At 72.6% G+C, this 17,528-nt stretch carries 17 protein-coding genes and 1 pseudogene; 9 read left to right on the top strand and 9 right to left on the bottom strand.

All coding sequences use genetic code 11. From position 1 onward, the window contains the following. Positions 1 to 63: 63 nt before the first annotated feature. The 3 genes and pseudogenes from ACWDY5_RS30390 to ACWDY5_RS30380 form a co-directional block, all read left to right on the top strand. Positions 64 to 678, top strand: a pseudogene (locus ACWDY5_RS30390) (Lhr family helicase); the annotation flags it as partial. Between the two features lie 66 nt (positions 679 to 744). Then, positions 745 to 1,710: an endonuclease/exonuclease/phosphatase family protein gene (locus ACWDY5_RS30385; RefSeq protein ID WP_449725570.1), complete on the top strand. Its 966-nt coding sequence runs from the start codon at positions 745 to 747 to the stop codon at positions 1,708 to 1,710. A 17-nt stretch (positions 1,711 to 1,727) separates the two neighbouring features. After that, a complete protein-coding gene (locus ACWDY5_RS30380; RefSeq protein WP_449725569.1) occupies positions 1,728 to 2,243 on the top strand; it encodes a hypothetical protein in 516 nt (171 codons plus the stop codon). A 39-nt stretch (positions 2,244 to 2,282) separates the two neighbouring features. On the opposite strand, the gene ACWDY5_RS30375 is transcribed toward ACWDY5_RS30380, so the two are convergent. After that, positions 2,283 to 3,671, bottom strand: a complete 1,389-nt coding sequence (locus ACWDY5_RS30375; RefSeq protein ID WP_449725568.1) for a serine hydrolase domain-containing protein — start codon at positions 3,669 to 3,671, stop codon at positions 2,283 to 2,285. A 103-nt stretch (positions 3,672 to 3,774) separates the two neighbouring features. On the opposite strand from ACWDY5_RS30375, the gene ACWDY5_RS30370 reads away from it, so the two are divergent. Next, complete coding sequence (locus ACWDY5_RS30370; RefSeq protein WP_449725567.1) at positions 3,775 to 4,488, top strand: TetR/AcrR family transcriptional regulator; 714 nt, start codon at positions 3,775 to 3,777, stop codon at positions 4,486 to 4,488. An 88-nt stretch (positions 4,489 to 4,576) separates the two neighbouring features. Here ACWDY5_RS30370 and ACWDY5_RS30365 read toward each other — a convergent pair whose 3' ends face one another. Continuing rightward, positions 4,577 to 5,584: a 1-aminocyclopropane-1-carboxylate deaminase gene (locus tag ACWDY5_RS30365; RefSeq protein WP_449725566.1), complete on the bottom strand. Its 1,008-nt coding sequence runs from the start codon at positions 5,582 to 5,584 to the stop codon at positions 4,577 to 4,579. Then, positions 5,581 to 6,216: a GntR family transcriptional regulator gene (locus ACWDY5_RS30360; RefSeq protein WP_449725565.1), complete on the bottom strand. Its 636-nt coding sequence runs from the start codon at positions 6,214 to 6,216 to the stop codon at positions 5,581 to 5,583. The genes ACWDY5_RS30365 and ACWDY5_RS30360 overlap by 4 nt, the downstream gene beginning before the upstream one ends. 109 nt (positions 6,217 to 6,325) lie before the next feature. On the opposite strand from ACWDY5_RS30360, the gene ACWDY5_RS30355 reads away from it, so the two are divergent. Both ACWDY5_RS30355 and ACWDY5_RS30350 read left to right on the top strand, forming a co-directional pair. Further along, complete coding sequence (locus ACWDY5_RS30355; RefSeq protein ID WP_449725564.1) at positions 6,326 to 6,925, top strand: acyl-CoA-like ligand-binding transcription factor; 600 nt, start codon at positions 6,326 to 6,328, stop codon at positions 6,923 to 6,925. Positions 6,926 to 6,990: 65 nt separating this feature from the next. Next, entirely contained in the window at positions 6,991 to 8,619 is a 1,629-nt protein-coding gene (locus ACWDY5_RS30350; protein WP_449725563.1) for an FAD-dependent monooxygenase, read from the top strand. A gap of 49 nt (positions 8,620 to 8,668) precedes the next feature. Here ACWDY5_RS30350 and ACWDY5_RS30345 read toward each other — a convergent pair whose 3' ends face one another. From ACWDY5_RS30345 to ACWDY5_RS30330, 4 genes are all read right to left on the bottom strand, one after another. Next, positions 8,669 to 10,192 (bottom strand): TROVE domain-containing protein, encoded by a 1,524-nt coding sequence (locus tag ACWDY5_RS30345; RefSeq protein WP_449725562.1) that lies wholly within the window; start codon positions 10,190 to 10,192, stop codon positions 8,669 to 8,671. A gap of 226 nt (positions 10,193 to 10,418) precedes the next feature. Beyond that, positions 10,419 to 11,168, bottom strand: a complete 750-nt coding sequence (locus ACWDY5_RS30340) for a MerR family transcriptional regulator (protein ID WP_449725561.1) — start codon at positions 11,166 to 11,168, stop codon at positions 10,419 to 10,421. Between the two features lie 62 nt (positions 11,169 to 11,230). Next, positions 11,231 to 12,001: a maleylpyruvate isomerase N-terminal domain-containing protein gene (locus tag ACWDY5_RS30335; RefSeq protein WP_449725560.1), complete on the bottom strand. Its 771-nt coding sequence runs from the start codon at positions 11,999 to 12,001 to the stop codon at positions 11,231 to 11,233. Continuing rightward, on the bottom strand, positions 11,998 to 12,441 hold the full coding sequence (locus tag ACWDY5_RS30330; protein WP_252485822.1) for an SAV_6107 family HEPN domain-containing protein: 444 nt from the start codon (positions 12,439 to 12,441) through the stop codon (positions 11,998 to 12,000). Before ACWDY5_RS30330 ends, ACWDY5_RS30335 begins: the two co-directional genes overlap by 4 nt. Positions 12,442 to 12,671: 230 nt before the next feature. Between ACWDY5_RS30330 and ACWDY5_RS30325 the strand changes: the two genes are divergently transcribed. Continuing rightward, entirely contained in the window at positions 12,672 to 13,247 is a 576-nt protein-coding gene (locus tag ACWDY5_RS30325; protein WP_449725559.1) for a GNAT family N-acetyltransferase, read from the top strand. Here the strand turns inward: ACWDY5_RS30325 and ACWDY5_RS30320 are convergent. After that, positions 13,244 to 14,929: a DUF885 domain-containing protein gene (locus ACWDY5_RS30320; protein WP_449725558.1), complete on the bottom strand. Its 1,686-nt coding sequence runs from the start codon at positions 14,927 to 14,929 to the stop codon at positions 13,244 to 13,246. The genes ACWDY5_RS30325 and ACWDY5_RS30320 overlap by 4 nt on opposite strands. Positions 14,930 to 15,023: 94 nt before the next feature. Between ACWDY5_RS30320 and ACWDY5_RS30315 the strand changes: the two genes are divergently transcribed. Next, positions 15,024 to 15,692 carry a DUF3153 domain-containing protein gene (locus ACWDY5_RS30315; RefSeq protein ID WP_449725557.1) on the top strand — a complete coding sequence of 223 codons (669 nt, stop codon included), beginning with the start codon at positions 15,024 to 15,026 and terminating at the stop codon, positions 15,690 to 15,692. Positions 15,693 to 15,696: 4 nt separating this feature from the next. Continuing rightward, the gene (locus ACWDY5_RS30310) at positions 15,697 to 16,398 is read left to right on the top strand and encodes a carbon-nitrogen hydrolase family protein (RefSeq protein ID WP_449725556.1); all 702 of its coding nucleotides are present in this window, start codon (positions 15,697 to 15,699) and stop codon (positions 16,396 to 16,398) included. Here the strand turns inward: ACWDY5_RS30310 and ACWDY5_RS30305 are convergent. Further along, positions 16,384 to 17,364, bottom strand: coding sequence for an AraC family transcriptional regulator (locus ACWDY5_RS30305; RefSeq protein ID WP_449725555.1), 981 nt, complete (start codon positions 17,362 to 17,364; stop codon positions 16,384 to 16,386). The genes ACWDY5_RS30310 and ACWDY5_RS30305 overlap by 15 nt on opposite strands. Positions 17,365 to 17,528: the final 164 nt, after the last annotated feature.

Here is a 17,528-nt window from a genome sequence, read left to right as displayed (position 1 = left end):
GCTCGGCCACGGTCTGGCCCTTCTCCCTGGAGAAGTCGCCGGTCTGCTCGGCCACCACGGTGACGCCGGGGCGCCCGCGCCGAGGCGTTTCTGGAACGCCACGGCGTGCTCACCAGGGGCGCGCTGGAGACCGAGCGGGTCACCGGCGGGTTCAGCGCGGTCTACCGGGTGCTGCGCGCCATGGAGGACTCGGGCCAGGTGGTCCGCGGTTACGTGGTCGACGGCCTTGGCGCAGCGCAGTTCGCCGTCCGCGGCGCGGTGGACCAGCTCCGCGCCAACGCCCGCGGCGGCGAGCCCTTACCCGGCCAGCCCACCGCCGTGGTGCTGGCCGCGGCCGACCCGGCCCAGCCCTACGGCGCCGCGCTGCCCTGGCCGGCCGCGGTCGGCGACACCAAACACCGCCCTGGCCGCAAGGCCGGTGCGCTGGCGGTGCTCGTCGACGGGGTGCCCGCGCTGTACGTGGAGCGGGGTGGGCGGTCGCTGCTGTCCTTCACCGACGAGGAGGGCGCGTTGCGCAGCGCCGCGGCCGCGCTCGCCCAGGCGGTGCACGACGGCTGGCTGGGGCAGCTCGCGGTCCAGCGGGCCGACGGCGAGGTCGCGTTGACCTCGCACCTGGCCGATGTGTTGCGCGAGGCCGGTTTCCGGGCCACACCGAAGGGACTACGACTACGAGCCTGAAAAACTGATACCCGCCCGTCGATCGGCGGCTGCCTGCCGGACACCTCCGGCTGTCAGCGTGCCCTGGTGCGACTCACCAGACTGCTCGCCCTGCTGACCAGTGCCGTTCTGCCGCTGGGCGCCGCCGTGCCTGTGATGGCCGGGCCCGCGGTGGCGGCGCCCGCCGCGCCGGGACAGCTGAAAGTCATGTCGGTCAACCTCTGGTACGGCGGCACCAAGGTCAACGACTACCGCGCCAAGCAGGTCCGCTTTCTTCGGGAGCAGGCCGTGGACGTGGTGGCCATGCAGGAGACCTACAGCGTCGCGGCCAAGGAACTGGCGGCCGAGCTCGGCTGGCATCACTACCAGGCCAGCTACAGCCTCGGCCTGATCAGCCGGTACCCGATCACCGCCAGGTACGCCCCGACCAGCGCGACCGGGAAAACCCTCAAGGGAGCCGGAATCCGGATCCGGCTGCCCGAGGGCAAGGAGACGGTGGTGTGGTCGGCGCACCTGAACTACACCCCGTACGGCCCGTACGACGCCTGTCACGCGGGCATGAGCACCGCGCAGGTCCTGCGCCGAGAGGAGGACTCCCAGCGACCCCAAGAGATCCGCGACATCCTGGCCGAGCTGCGCGAGGAGCTGGCCGACGCCGAGCGCACCCCGGTGATCCTGGCCGGTGACTTCAACACACCCTCGCACCTGGACTGGACCGCGGCCACCCGGAAGTCCCACTGCGGTTACACCATCGACTGGCCCACCACCAAGGAGGTCGCCAAGGCAGGCCTGACCGACTCCTACCGCGCCGTGCACCCCGACCCGGCCCGCGGCCCCGGCAACACCTGGTCCCCGGTCTACCCCTGGAACGACGAGGCGGGTAAGCCGGAACCCCAGGACCGCATCGACTTCATCCACGTCAAGGGGTCGCTGCGGGTGCTGGACTCGCGCACGGTGGTCGTCGGCACGCCGAAGCCGGTGCCCCACCACCGCGACAACGAGTGGACCTCCGATCACGCTGCGGTGGTGAGCACCTTCCGCTTCACCGCCTGAGCCGCCAAGATTTCCCCATGGGGATACGCACGACCAGTACGGTCGCCGGGGGGCTGGCGATCTTCGGGGTGGCCGCGGCGCTGCTGGCGGTACCGGTGTGGCTGTTCACCGGGCTGTTCGACGGCACCAGCGCGCAGGAGAACGCCGAGACCGACGCCACCCGCCGGGCCAACGCCCTCGGCGACCACCTGGCGCGCTTGCGCCTGTCCGGTGTCACCGACCATGCCCGCCTGGCCACCGAGCAGGCCGGCGTCCAGGTGCTGCGCACCGAGGGCGTGGAACGGGCTCTGGGCGGGGTGTCGCTGCTCGTCCGGGTCACCGGGGAGGGCTGGCGCAGCAACTGGATGACGGGTGACCGCCGCTCCGGCCCGCCGGAAGCCACCGCCACCCGCTGCTTCACCCTGGACTTCGGCAAGCCGGGCCGCCCGGAGGGCACCGCGAGCCCCACCGCCTGCGTGGAGGCCAGCCCGCTGACCTTCCCCGCGCCGACCACGGCACCCGACCTGCGCCAGAACGTCCAGCCCACGGGCTGAATCCCGGCCGCGGGCGCGGGCGGCGGATCGGCCACCCGGTCAGGCGACCTTCGGCGTTGCCCGCGCACCCACGTACACGCACCCCGTCCCATCCGGCAGCTCCGTGAACACCACCGGCATCCAGTCGCCGCTGAACGTCCCCGTCCCCGGGCCCGCGCACACCGTCACCCGCTCCGACACCGACACCGCCGTCAGCTCCAGCTCCAGCGCGTCCGAGTACACCGCCATCCCGCCCACGAACCGGTACACCAGCCGGGTCACGCCCTCCTGTTCAGCCACCGTGATCTCCACGCCTTCGCGGCGGTAGGTCCCGGTGAAGCGGGCCAAGTCCACCGCGATGGGCTGGGCTGGCGGGCCGAAGGGGGCGGGCATGGTGACGTCGGCGAGCTCGGCCAGTAGTTCGCGGAACAGGTCCGCGTACAGCAGGCGGGCGTCGCCGCCGTTGGTGAGCAGGGCGACCGCGACCCCGGCGCCCGGGATGACGCGCAGGTAGGCGAACTGGCCGGTGGCGGCGCCGTCGTGGCCGTAGCCGGGGGTGCCGTGCCAGTCGTACAGGGTCCAGCCCAGGCCCCAGGCGTCGGAACTGACCGTCCACTTGTCCGGGACCTCGACCTCGCGGTGCTGCATCGCGGCCACCGTCCCCGCGGTGAGCAGGGCGCCGCCGTCGGGGGTTCGGCCGCCGTCGAGGTGTAGGCGGGCGAAGCGGACCACGTCACCGGCGCTGGCGCACAGGGCGCCGCCGTAGGGGCCGGCGTTGCGGGTCATCAGGTTCCACACCGGGACCGGCGCGGGGTCCTGGCCGGCGGGGCCCTCGTGGCCGATGGCGGCGCGGAAGCGCAGGACCTCCTCGGGCAGGGTGACCGAGTGGGTCAGGCCCAGCGGCTCCAGCAGCCGGGTGCGCAGGGCCTGCTCCCAGGTCTGGCCGGTGACCACCTCGATGATCCGGCCGAGCAGGCTGTACCCGCTGCTGCTGTAGGCGAAGGCCGCGCCGGGCGGGAAGTCCTGGCCGAGGTCGGCGCAGGCTTCGACGTACTTGGCCAGCGCGTCGTCGCCGCGGCCGGTGTCCAGGCTGAAGTCGCCGCTGAGGCCGCTGGTGTGGTTGAGCAGCTGGCGGACTGTGATCGTCTTGGTCGCCTCGGGATCGGCGACGCGGAACTCCGGCAGCACGTCCACGACCCGCGCCTCCAGGTCCAGGTCGCCGGCCTCGACCAGCCGCATGACCAGGGTGGCCGTGTACACCTTGGCGACCGAGCCGAGCTGGAACACCGACTCGGTGGTCGCGGGCACGCCGGTGCCGCGGTGCAGCAGGCCGCTGGCCAGCTCGTGGATCCGGCCGTCCGCCAGCACCGCCAGGGTCGCGCCTGGCACGTGGTGCAGGGCGCGGAGCTGGTCGAGCCGGGTCTGCCAGTGCGCGAGGTCGAAGGTCATCGGATGCTCCCCAGAGTTGCGAACGGTGTTTCGGTGTTGCGCACACTGTACGCAGATGAAGAGAAGGGGCGCAACTGCGCACATCGTGCGCTAGCCTTCGAGCATGGCCGCTGAGCAGAAGCCGAACCTGTCGGTGTGGACCCGTCCGCGCCGCACCCGCGAGCAACCCGCGCTGAGCCGGGGGCAGATCGTGGCCGAGGCCGTCCGGCTGCTCGACGCCGAGGGCCTGGAGACGCTGAGCATGCGCAACCTGGGCGCGCGGCTGGGCGCGGGCGCGACCTCGCTGTACCGGCACGTGGCCAACAAGGACGAGCTGATCGAGCTCGTGGTGGACGAGGTCTACGGCGAGATCGAGATCCCGGACCCGGACGAGGACTGGCGGGCGGGCGCGACGGCCTGCGCGCACAGCATGCGCGCGATGATCCTGCGGCACCCGTGGATGGCCTCGGTGCTCGGGCAGGCGGGGCTCTCGTACCTGGGCCCCAACGTGATGCGGCTCAACGACCGGATGCTCGCGGTCTACCTGGCCGCCGGTTTCGACCTGCTGGAGGCGGACCAGGCGCTGAGCGTGGTGGCCGCGTACGTGATCGGCATCAGCACCAGCGAGGCGGCCTGGCTGACCACGCTGGCGCGCAGCGGGCAGGGCGAGGCGGACTGGGCGGAACGGTTGCGGGAGACCGCGGCGCAGGCCATGGCGCCCTATCCGCGGCTGAGCGAGCTGACCGCGGCCTACGAGCGCCAGGACCAGCCCCGCGACCACCGCTTCGACTACGGGCTGGCCCGGATCCTGGACGGGCTGGCTACGCGGCTGGGCTAGCGACGCACGGCGGCGGACGCGGCGGGCCGGGCGCGGCGGGCAGGCAGGGCGCGGTGGGCCGCGCGGCGGAGGGTGGCGGACGCGCGGGTTAGCCGGCGAACAGCTCCGGGTAGGCGTTCAGCGCGGGCTGGCCGCCCAGGTGCGCGTACAGCACCGTCGAGTCCGGGCCGATCTCCTTGCGGGAGACCAGGTCCAGCAACCCTGCCATGGACTTGCCCTCGTACACCGGGTCGGTGATCATGCCCTCGGTCCGGGCCGCGACGCGCATCGCGGCCAGGGTCTGCTCGTCCGGGATGCCGTAGGCGCCTGCGTGGTAGCGCTCGTCCAGGATCAGCGCGTCGGGCGGGAGCTCGGTTTCCAGCAGGGTGGCGGTGTTCTCGGCGATGCGGCGGACCTGTTCGCGTGTCGTCTCGGGAGCGGCTGAGGCGTCGATGCCGATCACCCGGCGCGGTGGGCCGCCCGCGGCGGCGAAGCCGGCGATCATGCCCGCCTGCGTGGAGCCGGTCACCGAGCAGACCACGATGGTGTCGAAGAAGATTCCCAGCTCCCGTTCCTGCTCAACGACTTCCTGGGCCCAGCGGGCGAAGCCGAGGCCGCCAAGGGGATGGTCGCTGGCTCCTGCCGGGATGGCGTACGGGGTGCCGCCCTCGGCCCTGACCTCGGCGAGGGCCTGCTCCCAGCTGGGCCGGTAGCCGATGTCGAAACCGGCTGACGAGCGCCGGATGTCCGCGCCCAGCAGCCTGCTCAGCTGCAGGTTGCCCACCTGGGCGTAGCCGGGGGTGTCGTGCTCGACCCAGTCCTCCTGCACCAGCACCGCGCGCATCCCGGTCACCGCGGCGACCGCGGCCACCTGGCGGGTGTGGTTGGACTGCACGCCGCCGATGGAGACCAGCGTGTCGCAGCCCTGCGCGAGCGCGTCCACCACCAGGTACTCCAGCTTGCGCACCTTGTTGCCGCCGTAGGCGAGGCCGGAGTTGCAGTCCTCGCGCTTGGCCCAGATCCGGGCGCCGCCCAGGTGCCGGGTCAGCCGGGTCAGCTCATGCACCGGGGAGGGGCCGAACAGCAGGGGGTAGCGGGGGAACTTCGCCAGGCTCACGTGCTGCTCCTGTCGTCGTGCGTGGTGAGAGTGGCCCAGTTGGTCTCGACCAGTCGCGCGGCGCGCTCGGCCTCGCCCGCGCGGCAAGCGGCGATGATCTCCTCGTGCATGCGCACCGAGTCCCGCGCGGCGAGGGTGTCGAAGCGCAGCAGCACCAGGCGGTGCAGCGCGGGCAGGTACCGCTCGATGGTCGCGGCGACCGCGGCGTTGCCGCAGGCCGCGATCGCGATCGCGTGGAAGTCCTGGTCCGCGGTCAGCGCCGCCAGCGGATCGCCGGCGGCCAGCGCCGCCGCGAGCCGCTCGTTGGCCGCCCGCATCGCGGCCAGGTCCGGCTCCCCCATCCTCGGCACAGCCAGCCGCGCAGCCACCGACTGCATGGCCTGCACCACCACCTGCGCGTCCCGCAACGCCTCCGGGTCGACCGCGGTGACCCTGGTGTAGGAGTGCGGTTTGCTCTCGATCAGCCCCTCGTCGGCCAGGCGGGCCAGCGCCTCCCGGACCGGCGTGCGGGACAGGCCAAGGCGTTCGGCCAGCTCGACGTCGCGCACCGGCGAGCCGGGTGGCAGGTCGCCGACCACGATGGCCTGGCGGATGGCGGTCAGCGCGCGGTCTCGCAACAGCGACCGGTCCACCCGGCTAATATATTGCATACCGGCACGCTAACGCGGTTCCCCTCAACCCGCAAAAGTTGCGCGTCCCGAAAACTTGCGGGGCGCGAACTTTTCTCGCTACGGTGGCGTCATGGAACCCGGTCTGCGCGAACGCAAGAAGGCGGCCACCCGGCAGGCGCTCAGCTGGGCCGCGGTGCGGCTGGCGGTCGAGCGCGGGCTGGACAACGTGCTGGTCGAGGACATCGCGGCGGAGGCCGGGGTGTCCGCGCGGACCTTCAACAACTACTTCAGCGGCAAGGCCGAGGCGATCGCCTACCGGCACCTGGAGCGCGCCAGGCAGATCGGGGTCCGGCTGCGGGAGCGGCCCGCGGCCGAACCGCTGTGGACCGCGGTGGCCGAGGCCGTGCTCGGGCACTTCCAGGCCATGGCCGAGGCGCCGCCGGATCCGGCGTGGCAGGCCGGGGTGCGGCTGATGACCGCGGAGCCGAGTGTGGTCGGCGAGTTCCTCAAGGCCAGTGCGCAGGCCGACCAGGAGTTCGCCGAGGTGGTCGCCGAGCGCACCGGCACCGACGTGCGGCGGGACCTCTATCCGCGGCTGGTCGCCGGCTCGGTCAGCTCGGCCATCGCGGTGGCCACCGAACTCTGGATGCACGCCGACCCGCCGCGGCCGGTGATCCCGCTGATCTCCGACGCGCTGGCCCAGGTTTCGGCCGGACTGCCTGCGCCGTAACGACTTTCCCCGCCGCGGTCGCTCCGCCATGCCCTCGTCCAGCTGGCAAGAGCAAGGAGGACACCGTGGCAGAACAGCTTGACGTGGTCATCGCCGGTGGCGGCCCGAACGGGTTGCTGCTGGCCTGCGAACTGGCCCTGGGCGGGGTGCGGCCGGTGGTGCTGGAACGACTCGCCGAACCCTCGCTGGAACCCAAGGCCAACGGCCTGGTCGGCCGGGTGGTGGAGGCGCTCGACCACCGCGGCCTCTACCAGGCTTTCAGCGGGCAGACCGGCCGCCCGCCGCGCACGCCGTTCTTCCAGTTCGGCGCGCTGGTACTGGACCTGTCCATTGTGGACGATCACGCGCTGGGCACGCTCGCGGTGCCGCAGGCCAGGATGGAGGAGCTGCTCACCAAGCGCGCGCTGGAGCTCGGGGTGGAGATCCGGCGCGAGCACGAGGTCGCCGACTTCACCCAGGACGCTGACGGGGTCACCGTGCGGGTCCGGACGCCTCAGGGTGAACAGGAGATCCGCGCCCGGTACCTGATCGGCGCGGACGGCGGGCGCAGCACGATCCGGAAGCGTTGCGGCATCGGCTTTCCCGGGGTCACCGACGACTCCTTCACCGGCTGGATCGGCAGTGTGGCGATCGAGGAGCCGGTGGCGGTGCCCGGCACCGGGGAGCTGGAGGTGCCTGGCATCGGACGGCTGTACCCGGCCACTTTCCGGCGCACCGAACGCGGCCTGTTCGCCTACGGCATGTTCACCCCCGGCCAGTACCGGGTGTTCGTGATGGAGTGGCACCGGGACGAGGCGGAGTCCGGGCTGGCCGGGTTGCGCGCGGCAGCGGGCCGGGTGCTCGGCACGGACATCCCGATGCGCCTGGTGGAGGGCATGGACGAGCCGGACCGCACCACCGCGGGCATCAACTCCCGGCAGGCCGAGCGGTACCGGGACGGCCGGGTGCTGCTGGTGGGCGACTCGGCGCACGTGCACTCCGGCATCGGCGGCCCTGGGCTGAACCTGGGCATGCAGGACGCGCTGAACCTGGGCTGGAAACTGGCCGCGGTGCTCACCGGCCGGGCAGGCGCGGAACTGCTGGACTCCTATGAGCGGGAACGGTTCCCGGTCGGTGAGCGGGTGCTCATGCACACCAGGGCGCAGACCGCGCTGGTCTCGCCAGGGCCGAACGTGACCGCGCTGCGCGAGCTGATGACGGAGCTGCTCACCGAGGAGGTGGTGATCCGGCGGATCGCGGACCTGATGGCGGGCGCGGACATCCGCTACGACATGGGCGTGCTGAATCCGCATCCGCTGGTGGGCCGCTGGCTGCCGGATGTGTCCCTGCGCACCGCGGCGGGGCCGACCAGGGTGGCGGAGCTGATGCGCGCGGCCCGGCCGGTGCTGCTGGCGCTGGCGGACGCGCCGGAGCTGGTGGCCGTGGCGCGGGACTGGGCGGACCGGGTCGACCTGGTGCGGGCTGACCTGGACGTGGAGCCGGCCCGGCAGGAAGAACCGCCGGAGCCGACCGCACTGGGCGCCTCAGCCGGGGTGCGTACGCGTACAGGCACCGGGGCCGGGCTTGGGGAAGTCGAGGTCGTGCTGGTGCGGCCCGACGGCTACGTGGCCTGGGCGGGCGCCGCGGACGCGCCCGGCGCGGCGGAAGCGCTGCGCCGGGCGCTGGCCACCTGGTTCGGCAAGGCCGGCCGGTAACCGTCCACAGTGGACCGAGCGATCCCCGTGATCGCTCGGTCCACCGGGTCTAGAACGGCCACTCGCCGCGTTCGCCGCGTTCCACCAGGGACAGCAGCTCGAACGAGCGGTCGGTCAGGCCGCCGAAGGTGTGCCGGTTCGGCTGACCTGCCGGGGTGTGGCCGGGTGCGTATCCGGCCAGGTTCCAGGTGAACAGCGGAACCCTGGCCGGGATGGCGGTGCTGACGTCGCCGTCGCTGTGCTGCTCGTCGGTCAGGACCACCACCCGGTCGTGCCCGCGGAAGTGCTTCCGCAGCGCGCCGACGGTGTCCGTGCCCGAGCCGAGGAAGAAGCCGTCTGACTCCCACCTGCGCACGCCCCGCAGCACCGGTTCCTCCGGGCGCAGCGGGAAAACCGCGCTGTGGTCGGAGTACGACACCACGGTGGCGTGCTCGGCCCGCGCCGCGAGGGCGAGGCCGAACAGCACCGCCGCGTCCCACCGCTTCAGCGTGCCGTCGCGGGAGAACGAGTCGGTCATCGAGTAGGACGTGTCGATCAGCACCAGGGTGCGGCCGGTCAGCCTCGGCACCGAGGCCAGGGAACAGGTCAGCGCCGTGTCCAGGCTGGCCGACCAGCGCGCGCCCGCTGCCCGGTGGGCCGCCAGGAACCGCAGCGGCAGCTGCCGGGACCTGGCCACCTGGGCCGGGTCGGTCAGCCGCGCCGCGACCCGGGCGACATCCTGGTCGCTGATCCCGGCCCGGTCGAAGTTGCGCAGGTTGCGCAGCAACGCCATGTAGCCCATGGCCGGGAGCACCGCGGACCAGGCCGCCGCGTCCAGCGGAGCCTGCGCCCAGCCGGCCAGCGCCTCCCAGGTCATCCCGGCCTCGTGCAGGTCGGTGACGGCCTTGGCCGGGTCGCGGACCAGCAGCGCACGCCGGGCCTGCACCGGCAACGCGGTCAATGCCTGGCGGGCCTGCAGGACCGGCAGTCCTTCCGGCGCACCGGCGCGGTCGTGCCGCGCGTCGATGAGCCAGCGGAACAGCCTGCCCTGCAACGCATCCCTGGGTGCCGGGTGGGTCAGCTCGAGCACGTCGGCGAAGCGGAAGCCACGCGCGGCCGAGTCCCACTTGAGCGCGGCACGCTCGTCGTAGAGCCTGCGCACCGCGTCCGCGACACCCCGCTTGACCGGCTTCGGGATCGCGCGGCCGTAGCGCGCGGTCCAGTAGGCCAGCAGCTCGCCGGGTTCGTCGGCCCGCTGCAGCACGGATTCCACCACCTGCCGGGTCAACCCGGACAGCTGGTGCTCCTGCCTGGTCCGCGCGAACTCCACCGCGCCGGCCAGCGCCGCCGAACGCAGGTTCGCCGAACCGCGCAGCCAGCCGAGCAGCCGCGCCGTCCACTCCGGATCGAGCAGCGTGTTGGACCGAACCAGTGCGGCGTAACGGTTGTCCCGGTCCTCGGCGAGCTCGTAGCAGGAGGCCTCACCGACGAAGTTGCTGACCGCCAACAGGAACAGCTCGGTGCGAGCGTCCCGCTGGTACGCCTTGCCACCCTGTCGCGTACGCAGCCGGGTCAGCAGGTTGAACTTGCCCATGGAACACCCCCCGAGGATTTCCCTTGTGTGGTAACGAAAAAAGATTAGGTGTGCCCGAGATCAGAGTCGGCGACGGTACGCGTGCTCTACCGGACTGAGCTACCAGGCCCGAAGCCTGGACGGGATTCGAACCCGCGACATCGCCGTTATGAGTGGAAGTAACCGTTGCCTGCGCACCGGGCACATGAGGAACAGTAGCCGGAATGTCCAGCTGTCCCAACCGAATTTACAGCCGGCGGTCGGCGTAGACCGCCATCGCGTCCCTGATGAACCCGGCCACGCCCGTGCCGAACTTCTCGTAGTTCGCGGTGAACCGCTCGTCCTGCACGTACATCTCGCCGAGCCCCCGGAACTGCTCCGCGGTGGGCCGCCTGCCCTGCCAGCCCGCGACCACCCACTCGTAGTGCCGGGCCACGATCGCCTGCACTTCCTCGTCACCGGGGTCCCGGCCGGCGGCCGCGGCCTCGGCCAGGCCGGTGGCGATCTCCGCCTGCTCGTCGAGGTGCGCCTTGCGGCCGTCCTCGCCGAGCCCGCGCCACCACTGGTCACCGCGCTGGTATGCCTCCTTGCCCCAGCGCTCGGTCACCTCCTGCTCGTACTTCGTGTGGTCAAAACCGTCGAAAACCTCGGCAGCCATCAGTTCTTCACCTTCTTCCGTCTTCCGCAACGTGGTCCGCACCGACTCGATCTGCCGCCCGATCCGCTGCCGCTCCTGCTCCAGCAGTTTCAGGTGGGTGCGCAGCGCGGCGGCGGTGTCCCGCTGCCCGTCGAGCACCTCGGAGATCATCGGGAGGCTGAGGCCGAGCTCCCGCAACAGCAGAATCCGTTGCAGGCGCACGAGAGAGCTCTGGTCGTAGTACCGGTAACCGTTGCTCCCCACCCGGCTCGGCGGCAGCAGCCCCAGCTGGCCGTAGTGGCGCAGGGTGCGGCTGGTGGTGCCTGCCGAGCGCGCGATGTCCTGGATGGACCACTCCACCGCGGCTCACCTCCCGTTGTCGTTCGGTGAGGTCAACGGTAGAAGTTGACGCAGCGTCAATGTCAACCCGCGGTGGTGGCCAGCCTCAGCAGCGCCCACAGCTGGGCGGTGGCGTCCCGGCTGCCGGCCAGGGTCACCGTGCGGTCCGGCACCCGGCCCCACAGCCACAGGTAGACCGACATGGGCTCGCCGGTGACCAGCCCGTCCGCGCCTGCCGCCTCGGTGGCGGAGACGCGTTCGGCCACCGTGCCCTCGGGGCCGGTGTGCACCAGCCAGGCGTGGCCGCCGGTGCGCAGGCCGACCGTGCCGCGCTGCGGACCGGTGATGCCCAGCCGCCCCAGCCGGTAGCCCAGCCACAGCAGCAGCGCCTCGTCCACGCCGTCCACCGCGAACTCCGGCGCGATCTCCAGCAGCTCCTCGCCCGCGGCGGACTGCGCGTCCACCCGGTGCAGCGTGCTCTCGTGCGCGATCCGCCGCCGCCAGAACCCGTAGCTGGAGTCGGCCGGCCACCAGGTCGGGCAGGGCGCGTACGGATCGTGCGCGGCCAGCTCCTCGGCCAGCTCGCGCAAGCCGCTGCGCAGCTGCTCGGGCAGCGGCTCCGCGGGTTCCTCCTCGGCCGGGGTGACCAGCGGCGGAGCCCCGGTGCGCAGCCAGCTCAGGGCGAGCCGGTAGCCGTGCGCGGCCGCGCGGACCGCCTCACCGAGGGTCCGCCGCGGCCACGCGGGCACGGCGCTGCCGAGGTCGGCCCCGGCAGCGCACACGGCGAGCAGCTCCCCTTCGGCGCGCAGGGTGTCGAGCAGTCGGGCCGGGTCGATGAGGGCCTGCCCGCTCACCTGTCTGCCTCGTGCAGGACCCGCTCGGCGAGCACGAGGAAGTCCTCGGTCTGCCGGAGCAGGTCGTCGGCGTCGCGCTGGCTGACCAGCCGGGTGATGCCGGCCTGCACCTGCGCCCTGCGGTTGGCGCCCGCGGCGTAGAAGGCGGCCCATTCGCGCAGCTCAGGAGCTGCGTGTGCGAGCAGGACCCACACGCTGGTCGGGCGGTTCTTGCCGGGGCGGGGACGCGCCCGGATGGCCAGCACCGAAGCGGCGGCGCGCAGCGCGGCCAGGTGCGCCACGGCGTAGCGCTCGGCGGGCTGCGGCTCCCGGCGCGCGTTCTCCAGGCCGCGCTGGGCCTGGGCGAGCAGACCGGCCGCGGCCACCGGACCCGTGCGCGGCCGGTAGGGCAGCTCGGGGGAGTTGCGCCGCTGGATCGGGAAGTGGACGGGGACAGACATCACGGCCTCCTCAAGACGTCACCACAAAGGACGACTCCGCCGAGGGGAAGCCGGCGGCGCCGGGCGGCGAGGTGCTTCCCCCACCCCGCCGCCCGGCTTGGCCCGAACACATGATCTATCGAACATGCGTTCGAACGACTCCACACTAGCCTGGGGGACCGACAATGCTCAACCCATCTCGACGTGGGGCGGAACACCGCGGCGCGGGCGGGTCATGGTCTGATGGGACGGTGAGCGCAGCAGAGCATCCCGGCATCAGCGAGACCGTCGTCGAGCTGAGCGCCGACGACCTCCGCCTGCGGCTGGGTGAGGCCCTGGCGCTGTACGTGGCGGCGATGCGGTACCCGCCGAGCACCGTGCAGCAGCGGGCCCCGATGTGGCTGGCGCACATGGTCCGCGCGGGCTGGCGCTGTGTGGGGGCCTACGACGAGCAGGGCGCGCTGGCCGGGATCGGCTACGGCTACCGCGGCGCGAGCGGGCAGTGGTGGCACGAGCAGGTCCGGCGCGGGCTGACCGCGATCGCGGCGCCGAACGTGGTGCACCAGTGGATGGGCGACTACTTCGAGCTGACCGAGCTGCACGTGCGCCCGGACGCCCAGGGCCAGGGTCTCGGCGAGCAGCTGCTGCGCGGGCTGATGTCCCGCACCGACTCCGGCACCGTGCTGTTGTCCACCCCGGAGGGCCCGTCCCGGGCGTGGAAGCTGTACCGCCGCCTGGGTTTCCAGGACGTGCTGCGGCACTACACCTTCACCGGCGACCCAAGACCCTTCGCGGTCCTGGGCCGCCAGCTACCGCTGGAGCCCTAAGCTCCGAGGCGTTCCTTCAGGAGATCCAGGCCCATCGCGCCCATCTTCAGCGCGCGCTCGTGGAAGCGCTTGAGGTCGAAGTCCGCGCCCTCGCGCTGCTTGGCCTCGTCCCTGGCCTGTAGCCAAAGCCGCTCGCCGAGCTTGTACGAGGGGGCCTGGCCGGGCCAGCCCAGGTACCGGTCGATCTCGTCGCGCACGTGGGTGGCGTCGGTGATGGTCCTGGTGAGCATGAACTCCAGGCCCAGTTCCGGGGTCCAGCGCTCGCCGGGGTGGAAGCCGGAACCGGCCGGGATGGTCAGCTCCAGGTGCATGCCGATGTCCACGATCACCCTGGCCGCGCGGAACAGGTGCGCGTCCAGCATGCCGAGCAGGTTGCCGTCGTCGTCGAGGTAGCCCAGCTCGCGCATGAGCCGCTCGGCGTAGAGCGCCCAACCCTCGCCGTGGCCGGAGACCCAGCACAGCAGGCGCTGGAAGGTGTTGAGCCGCTCGGCCTCGTGCACCGCGGTGGCGATCTGCAGGTGATGGCCCGGCACGCCCTCGTGGTAGACGGTGGAGACCTCGCGCCAGGTGGAGAAGTCCTCCTTGTCCGCGGGCACCGACCACCACATCCGGCCGGGGCGGGAGAAGTCGTCGGTGGGGCCGGTGTAGTAGGCGCCCACGGTGCCGCCGGGCGGGGCGATCCGGCATTCCAGGGCCATCAGCCGGTCCGGGATCTCGAAGTGCACGCCGCGCAGGTCGGTCAGCGCCCGGTCGGAGAGCTCCTGCATCCAGCGCTGGAAGGCGTCCTGACCGTGCACCCGGTAGCGCGGGTCGGCGTCCAGCGCGGCGGCCGCCTCGGCCAGCGTGGCTCCCGGCTTGATCCGGCCGGCGACCTGCTTCATCTCCGACTCGATCCGGGAGAACTCCTCCCAGCCCCACTCGTAGGCCTCCTGCAGGTCCAGGGCGGCGCCGGTGAAGAACCGGGAGGACAGCTGGTAGACCTCGAGGCCGACCGCGTCCTTCTCCGGGGCGCTGGGCGCGAGCTCCTCGCGCAGGAACCGGCCGAAGTCGGCGTAGGCGGCGGAGGCGGCCTCGGCGTGCGCGCGCAGGTCGGCGGTCAGCGCCGCGGACACCCCGTCGACCTGGTCGGCGGCGGCAACCATGGTGCTGAAGAAGGACTCCCCGCCGCGGCGGCCCGCCCAGGTCTCGCACTGCTCGGCCACCCGACGGACCTGCCGGATCGCCGAGGTCCGGCCCTTGGCCGCGGAGTGGCTGAGCGCGGCGCGCACCTGGTCGAGCGCGGTGGGCATGCCGCCGAGCCGGGCGGAGATCACCGCCCAGTCCTCCGCGGTGCCACTGGGCATCAGGTCGAAGGTCTGCCGCAGCTCGTGCACCGGGCTGGCGATGACGTTGAGCTCGCTGACGTCCAGCCCGGCCTCGTGCCGTTCCACGCTCAGCCCGACCCGCTCCAGGAAGACGTCCTTGGCGGCCTGCTCGTCGGCGTCCGCGGCGGTGGCGGCGCGCAGGTCGCGCAGGGCGGCGCGGTTCAGCTCGGCGCGGGCGGCGTGGCCCTCCGGCGAGTAGTCGGTGAGCTTGTGGTCATGACCAGGGACACCGAGGTAGGTGGCGGTGTTCGGGTCGAGCGCGGCGAAATCTCGCACGTACCGCTCGCTGATCTGGTGGACGCCTTCGGTCGCGGACATGACCGGGACGCTACCTGGCGGCTCCGCGGCGACGCTTTCGGATTCTTGTGCGCTGGCAAGGACAGGTCACCCGAATGGCTGGCAGGATGATCCGGTGCCCCTGTCACGGCGACTCCTCGCCCTGCCACTGCTCGGGCTGCTGTGCGCGTTGTTCCTCTCCGGCTGCGTGCGCGCCTCGCTGACCATGGCGGTCACCGAGGACGACCGGGTCTCCGGCGAGCTGGTGCTGCTCACCCTGCCGACCCGCGAGGGTGACCTGGGCCCGCAGCTGAAGGTGCCTGCCGAGCTGGCCAGCCGGGTGCGGGTGCTGCCGCACAGCAGGGACGGCTACTCGGGCTCGCAGCTGTTCTTCAACGGGCTGACCTTCGAGGAGCTGCGCGGGCTGGCCAACGCCACCGAGCTGCTCTCCACCAACTACCGGTTGCAGCTGCGCCGCTCCGGCGGCCTGGTGACGCTGTCCGGGTCGGTCGACCTGACCTCGCTGTCGCCGGAGCGCACCGACGTCCAGCTGAAGATCAGCTTCCCCGGCCGGATCGCCACCACCAACGGCAAGCACCTGACCGACGGCATCGGCTGGTCGCCCAAGGCCGGGGAGATCACCGAGCTGGCCGCCACGGTGTCCTACGCCGACCAGCGCACCGAGTCCTGGGAGTACTGGGCGATGGTGGTCGCGGGCGGTTCCGGCGGGGTGGCGCTGCTGGTGTACGTGATGGCCTTCGTGGCGCACCGGCGCTACGTCGCCCGCCTCGACCCCGTGGAGTGAGCCGTTGCGCGCGCCGCTGACCATCGCCGTGGCCCAGCCGCCCTGCATCTCGCACGACGTGGCCGCCAACGCGGTCACCCACGCCGCCACCGTGCGCGCGGCCGGGGCCGGGGTGGTGGTCTTCCCCGAGCTGTCGCTGACCGGCTACGAGCTGGCCGCCGACCTGATCAGTCCCGAGGACGCCCGGCTGTGGCCGATCGTGGAGGCCTGCGCGGACACCGGCGCGCTGGCGCTGGCCGGCGCTCCGGTGGCCGGGCCGCACATCGGCATGCTGGCCATCGACGGCGACGGCGCCCGGGTGGTCTACCGCAAGCAGCACCTGGGCGGCGCGGAGCCGGAGCGGTTCCGGCCCGGCCCTGAGCCGGTGGTGCTGGCGGTGCACGGCTGGCGGCTGGGCCTGGCGATCTGCCGGGACACCGGCGTGCCCCGGCACGCGGCGGACACCGCGGCCCTGGGCATGGACGTCTACGTGGCCGGGGTGGTGCACGAGGAGTCCGAACTGACCGAGCAGGAGCGCCGCGCGCGGCGGGTGGCGAGTGAGCACGGCGTGCCGGTGGCGATGGCCAGCTGCGCGGGCGCCACCGGCGGCGGTTTTGACCACTGCGCCGGGCATTCGACGATCTGGGCCGCGGACGGCTCGGTGCTGGCCGCGGCGGGACCGGAGACCGGCGCGGTGGTCAGCGCGCGGCTGTCAGGACACGGCTGACTCCGACTCGCCGACCAGCCGCAGCCGGGGCCGGTCCTGGCGCAGGGTGTGCACCGGCGGCTGCCCGTAGGCCTGCCGGTACTGCGCGGCGAACCGGCCGAGGTGGGTGAAACCCCAGCGCAGCGCCACATCGGTGACCGAACCGCTGGCCCGGCCCTCGGCGATGGCCAGCAGGTCCCGGTGCGCCCGGTCCAGCCGGACCCGGTACAGGTAGGCCAGCGGGGTGGTGTCCAGGTGGATGCGGAAGGCCCGTTGCAGTGAGCGCACCCCGACCCTGGCCGCCAGCGCCATGTCCGCGGGGGTGACCGGTTCGGCGGCGTGCTCCTCGCAGTAGGCCATGGCCCGGCGCAGCACCTGCGGCAGCTCCGGCCGTTCGGGTTCGGCCAGCGCCTCGGCCAAGGTGTGCGGCTGGCTGTCCAGCAGTCCGTGCACCAGCATCTGCTCGAAGTGCGCGGCGGCCAGCGGCGAGCGGGCGAACAGTCCCGAGCCCGCCTGTTCGGCGAAGGCGCGCATGGCCAGCAGCCAGGACCGGGCCGCCGGGCCGACCTCCGGTTCGAACCGGGTCGGCGCGGCCGGCTGGTCGCCGAGCCGCAGTGCCAGCGCCTCGTCGATGGCGGCGCGGGTGAAGCGCAGGATCAGCGTGTTGCTGTCCCCGCTCCAGCGCATCCGCAGCCGCTGCCCCGGCCCGACCACGCTGCTGTCGGTGCCGACCTGGTGCTGGTCCACCCGCAGGTCCCCGTGCCCGGTCAGCGGGAGGTGCACGTTGTAGATGTCGGGCAGCTCCCCTGGCCGCACCTCGACCTCCGCGCCATAGCCCAGCTCGAACACCGACACCGCGCCGACGTGCGCGGCCACGAACCGCCCGGCCAGCGGCAGGTTGTCCACCACCCGCAGCCGGTGCGGTGCGAAGTGCGTGCTGACCACCTCGTGCACCTCGTCGACATCCCGGCCCTCGAACAAGATCATGCTGACTCCCCGTGCCGTACCCAGGACGTGCCATCCACCGCGCCGGTTGTCCGAATTGCGCCTCGCATCCTGTCGCGATCTGGATTTCCCTGCTCACGGGCCCGGCCTAGGTTTCGCGGTACGACGCGCGCCACTGGGGGTGCGCGGGTCGGGAACAGGAGGGT

It is taken from the genome of Crossiella sp. NPDC003009 (assembly GCF_053591555.1).
The sequence above is the reverse complement of the archived record's forward strand: the minus strand, read 5'-3'. Positions and strand labels throughout refer to the sequence as shown.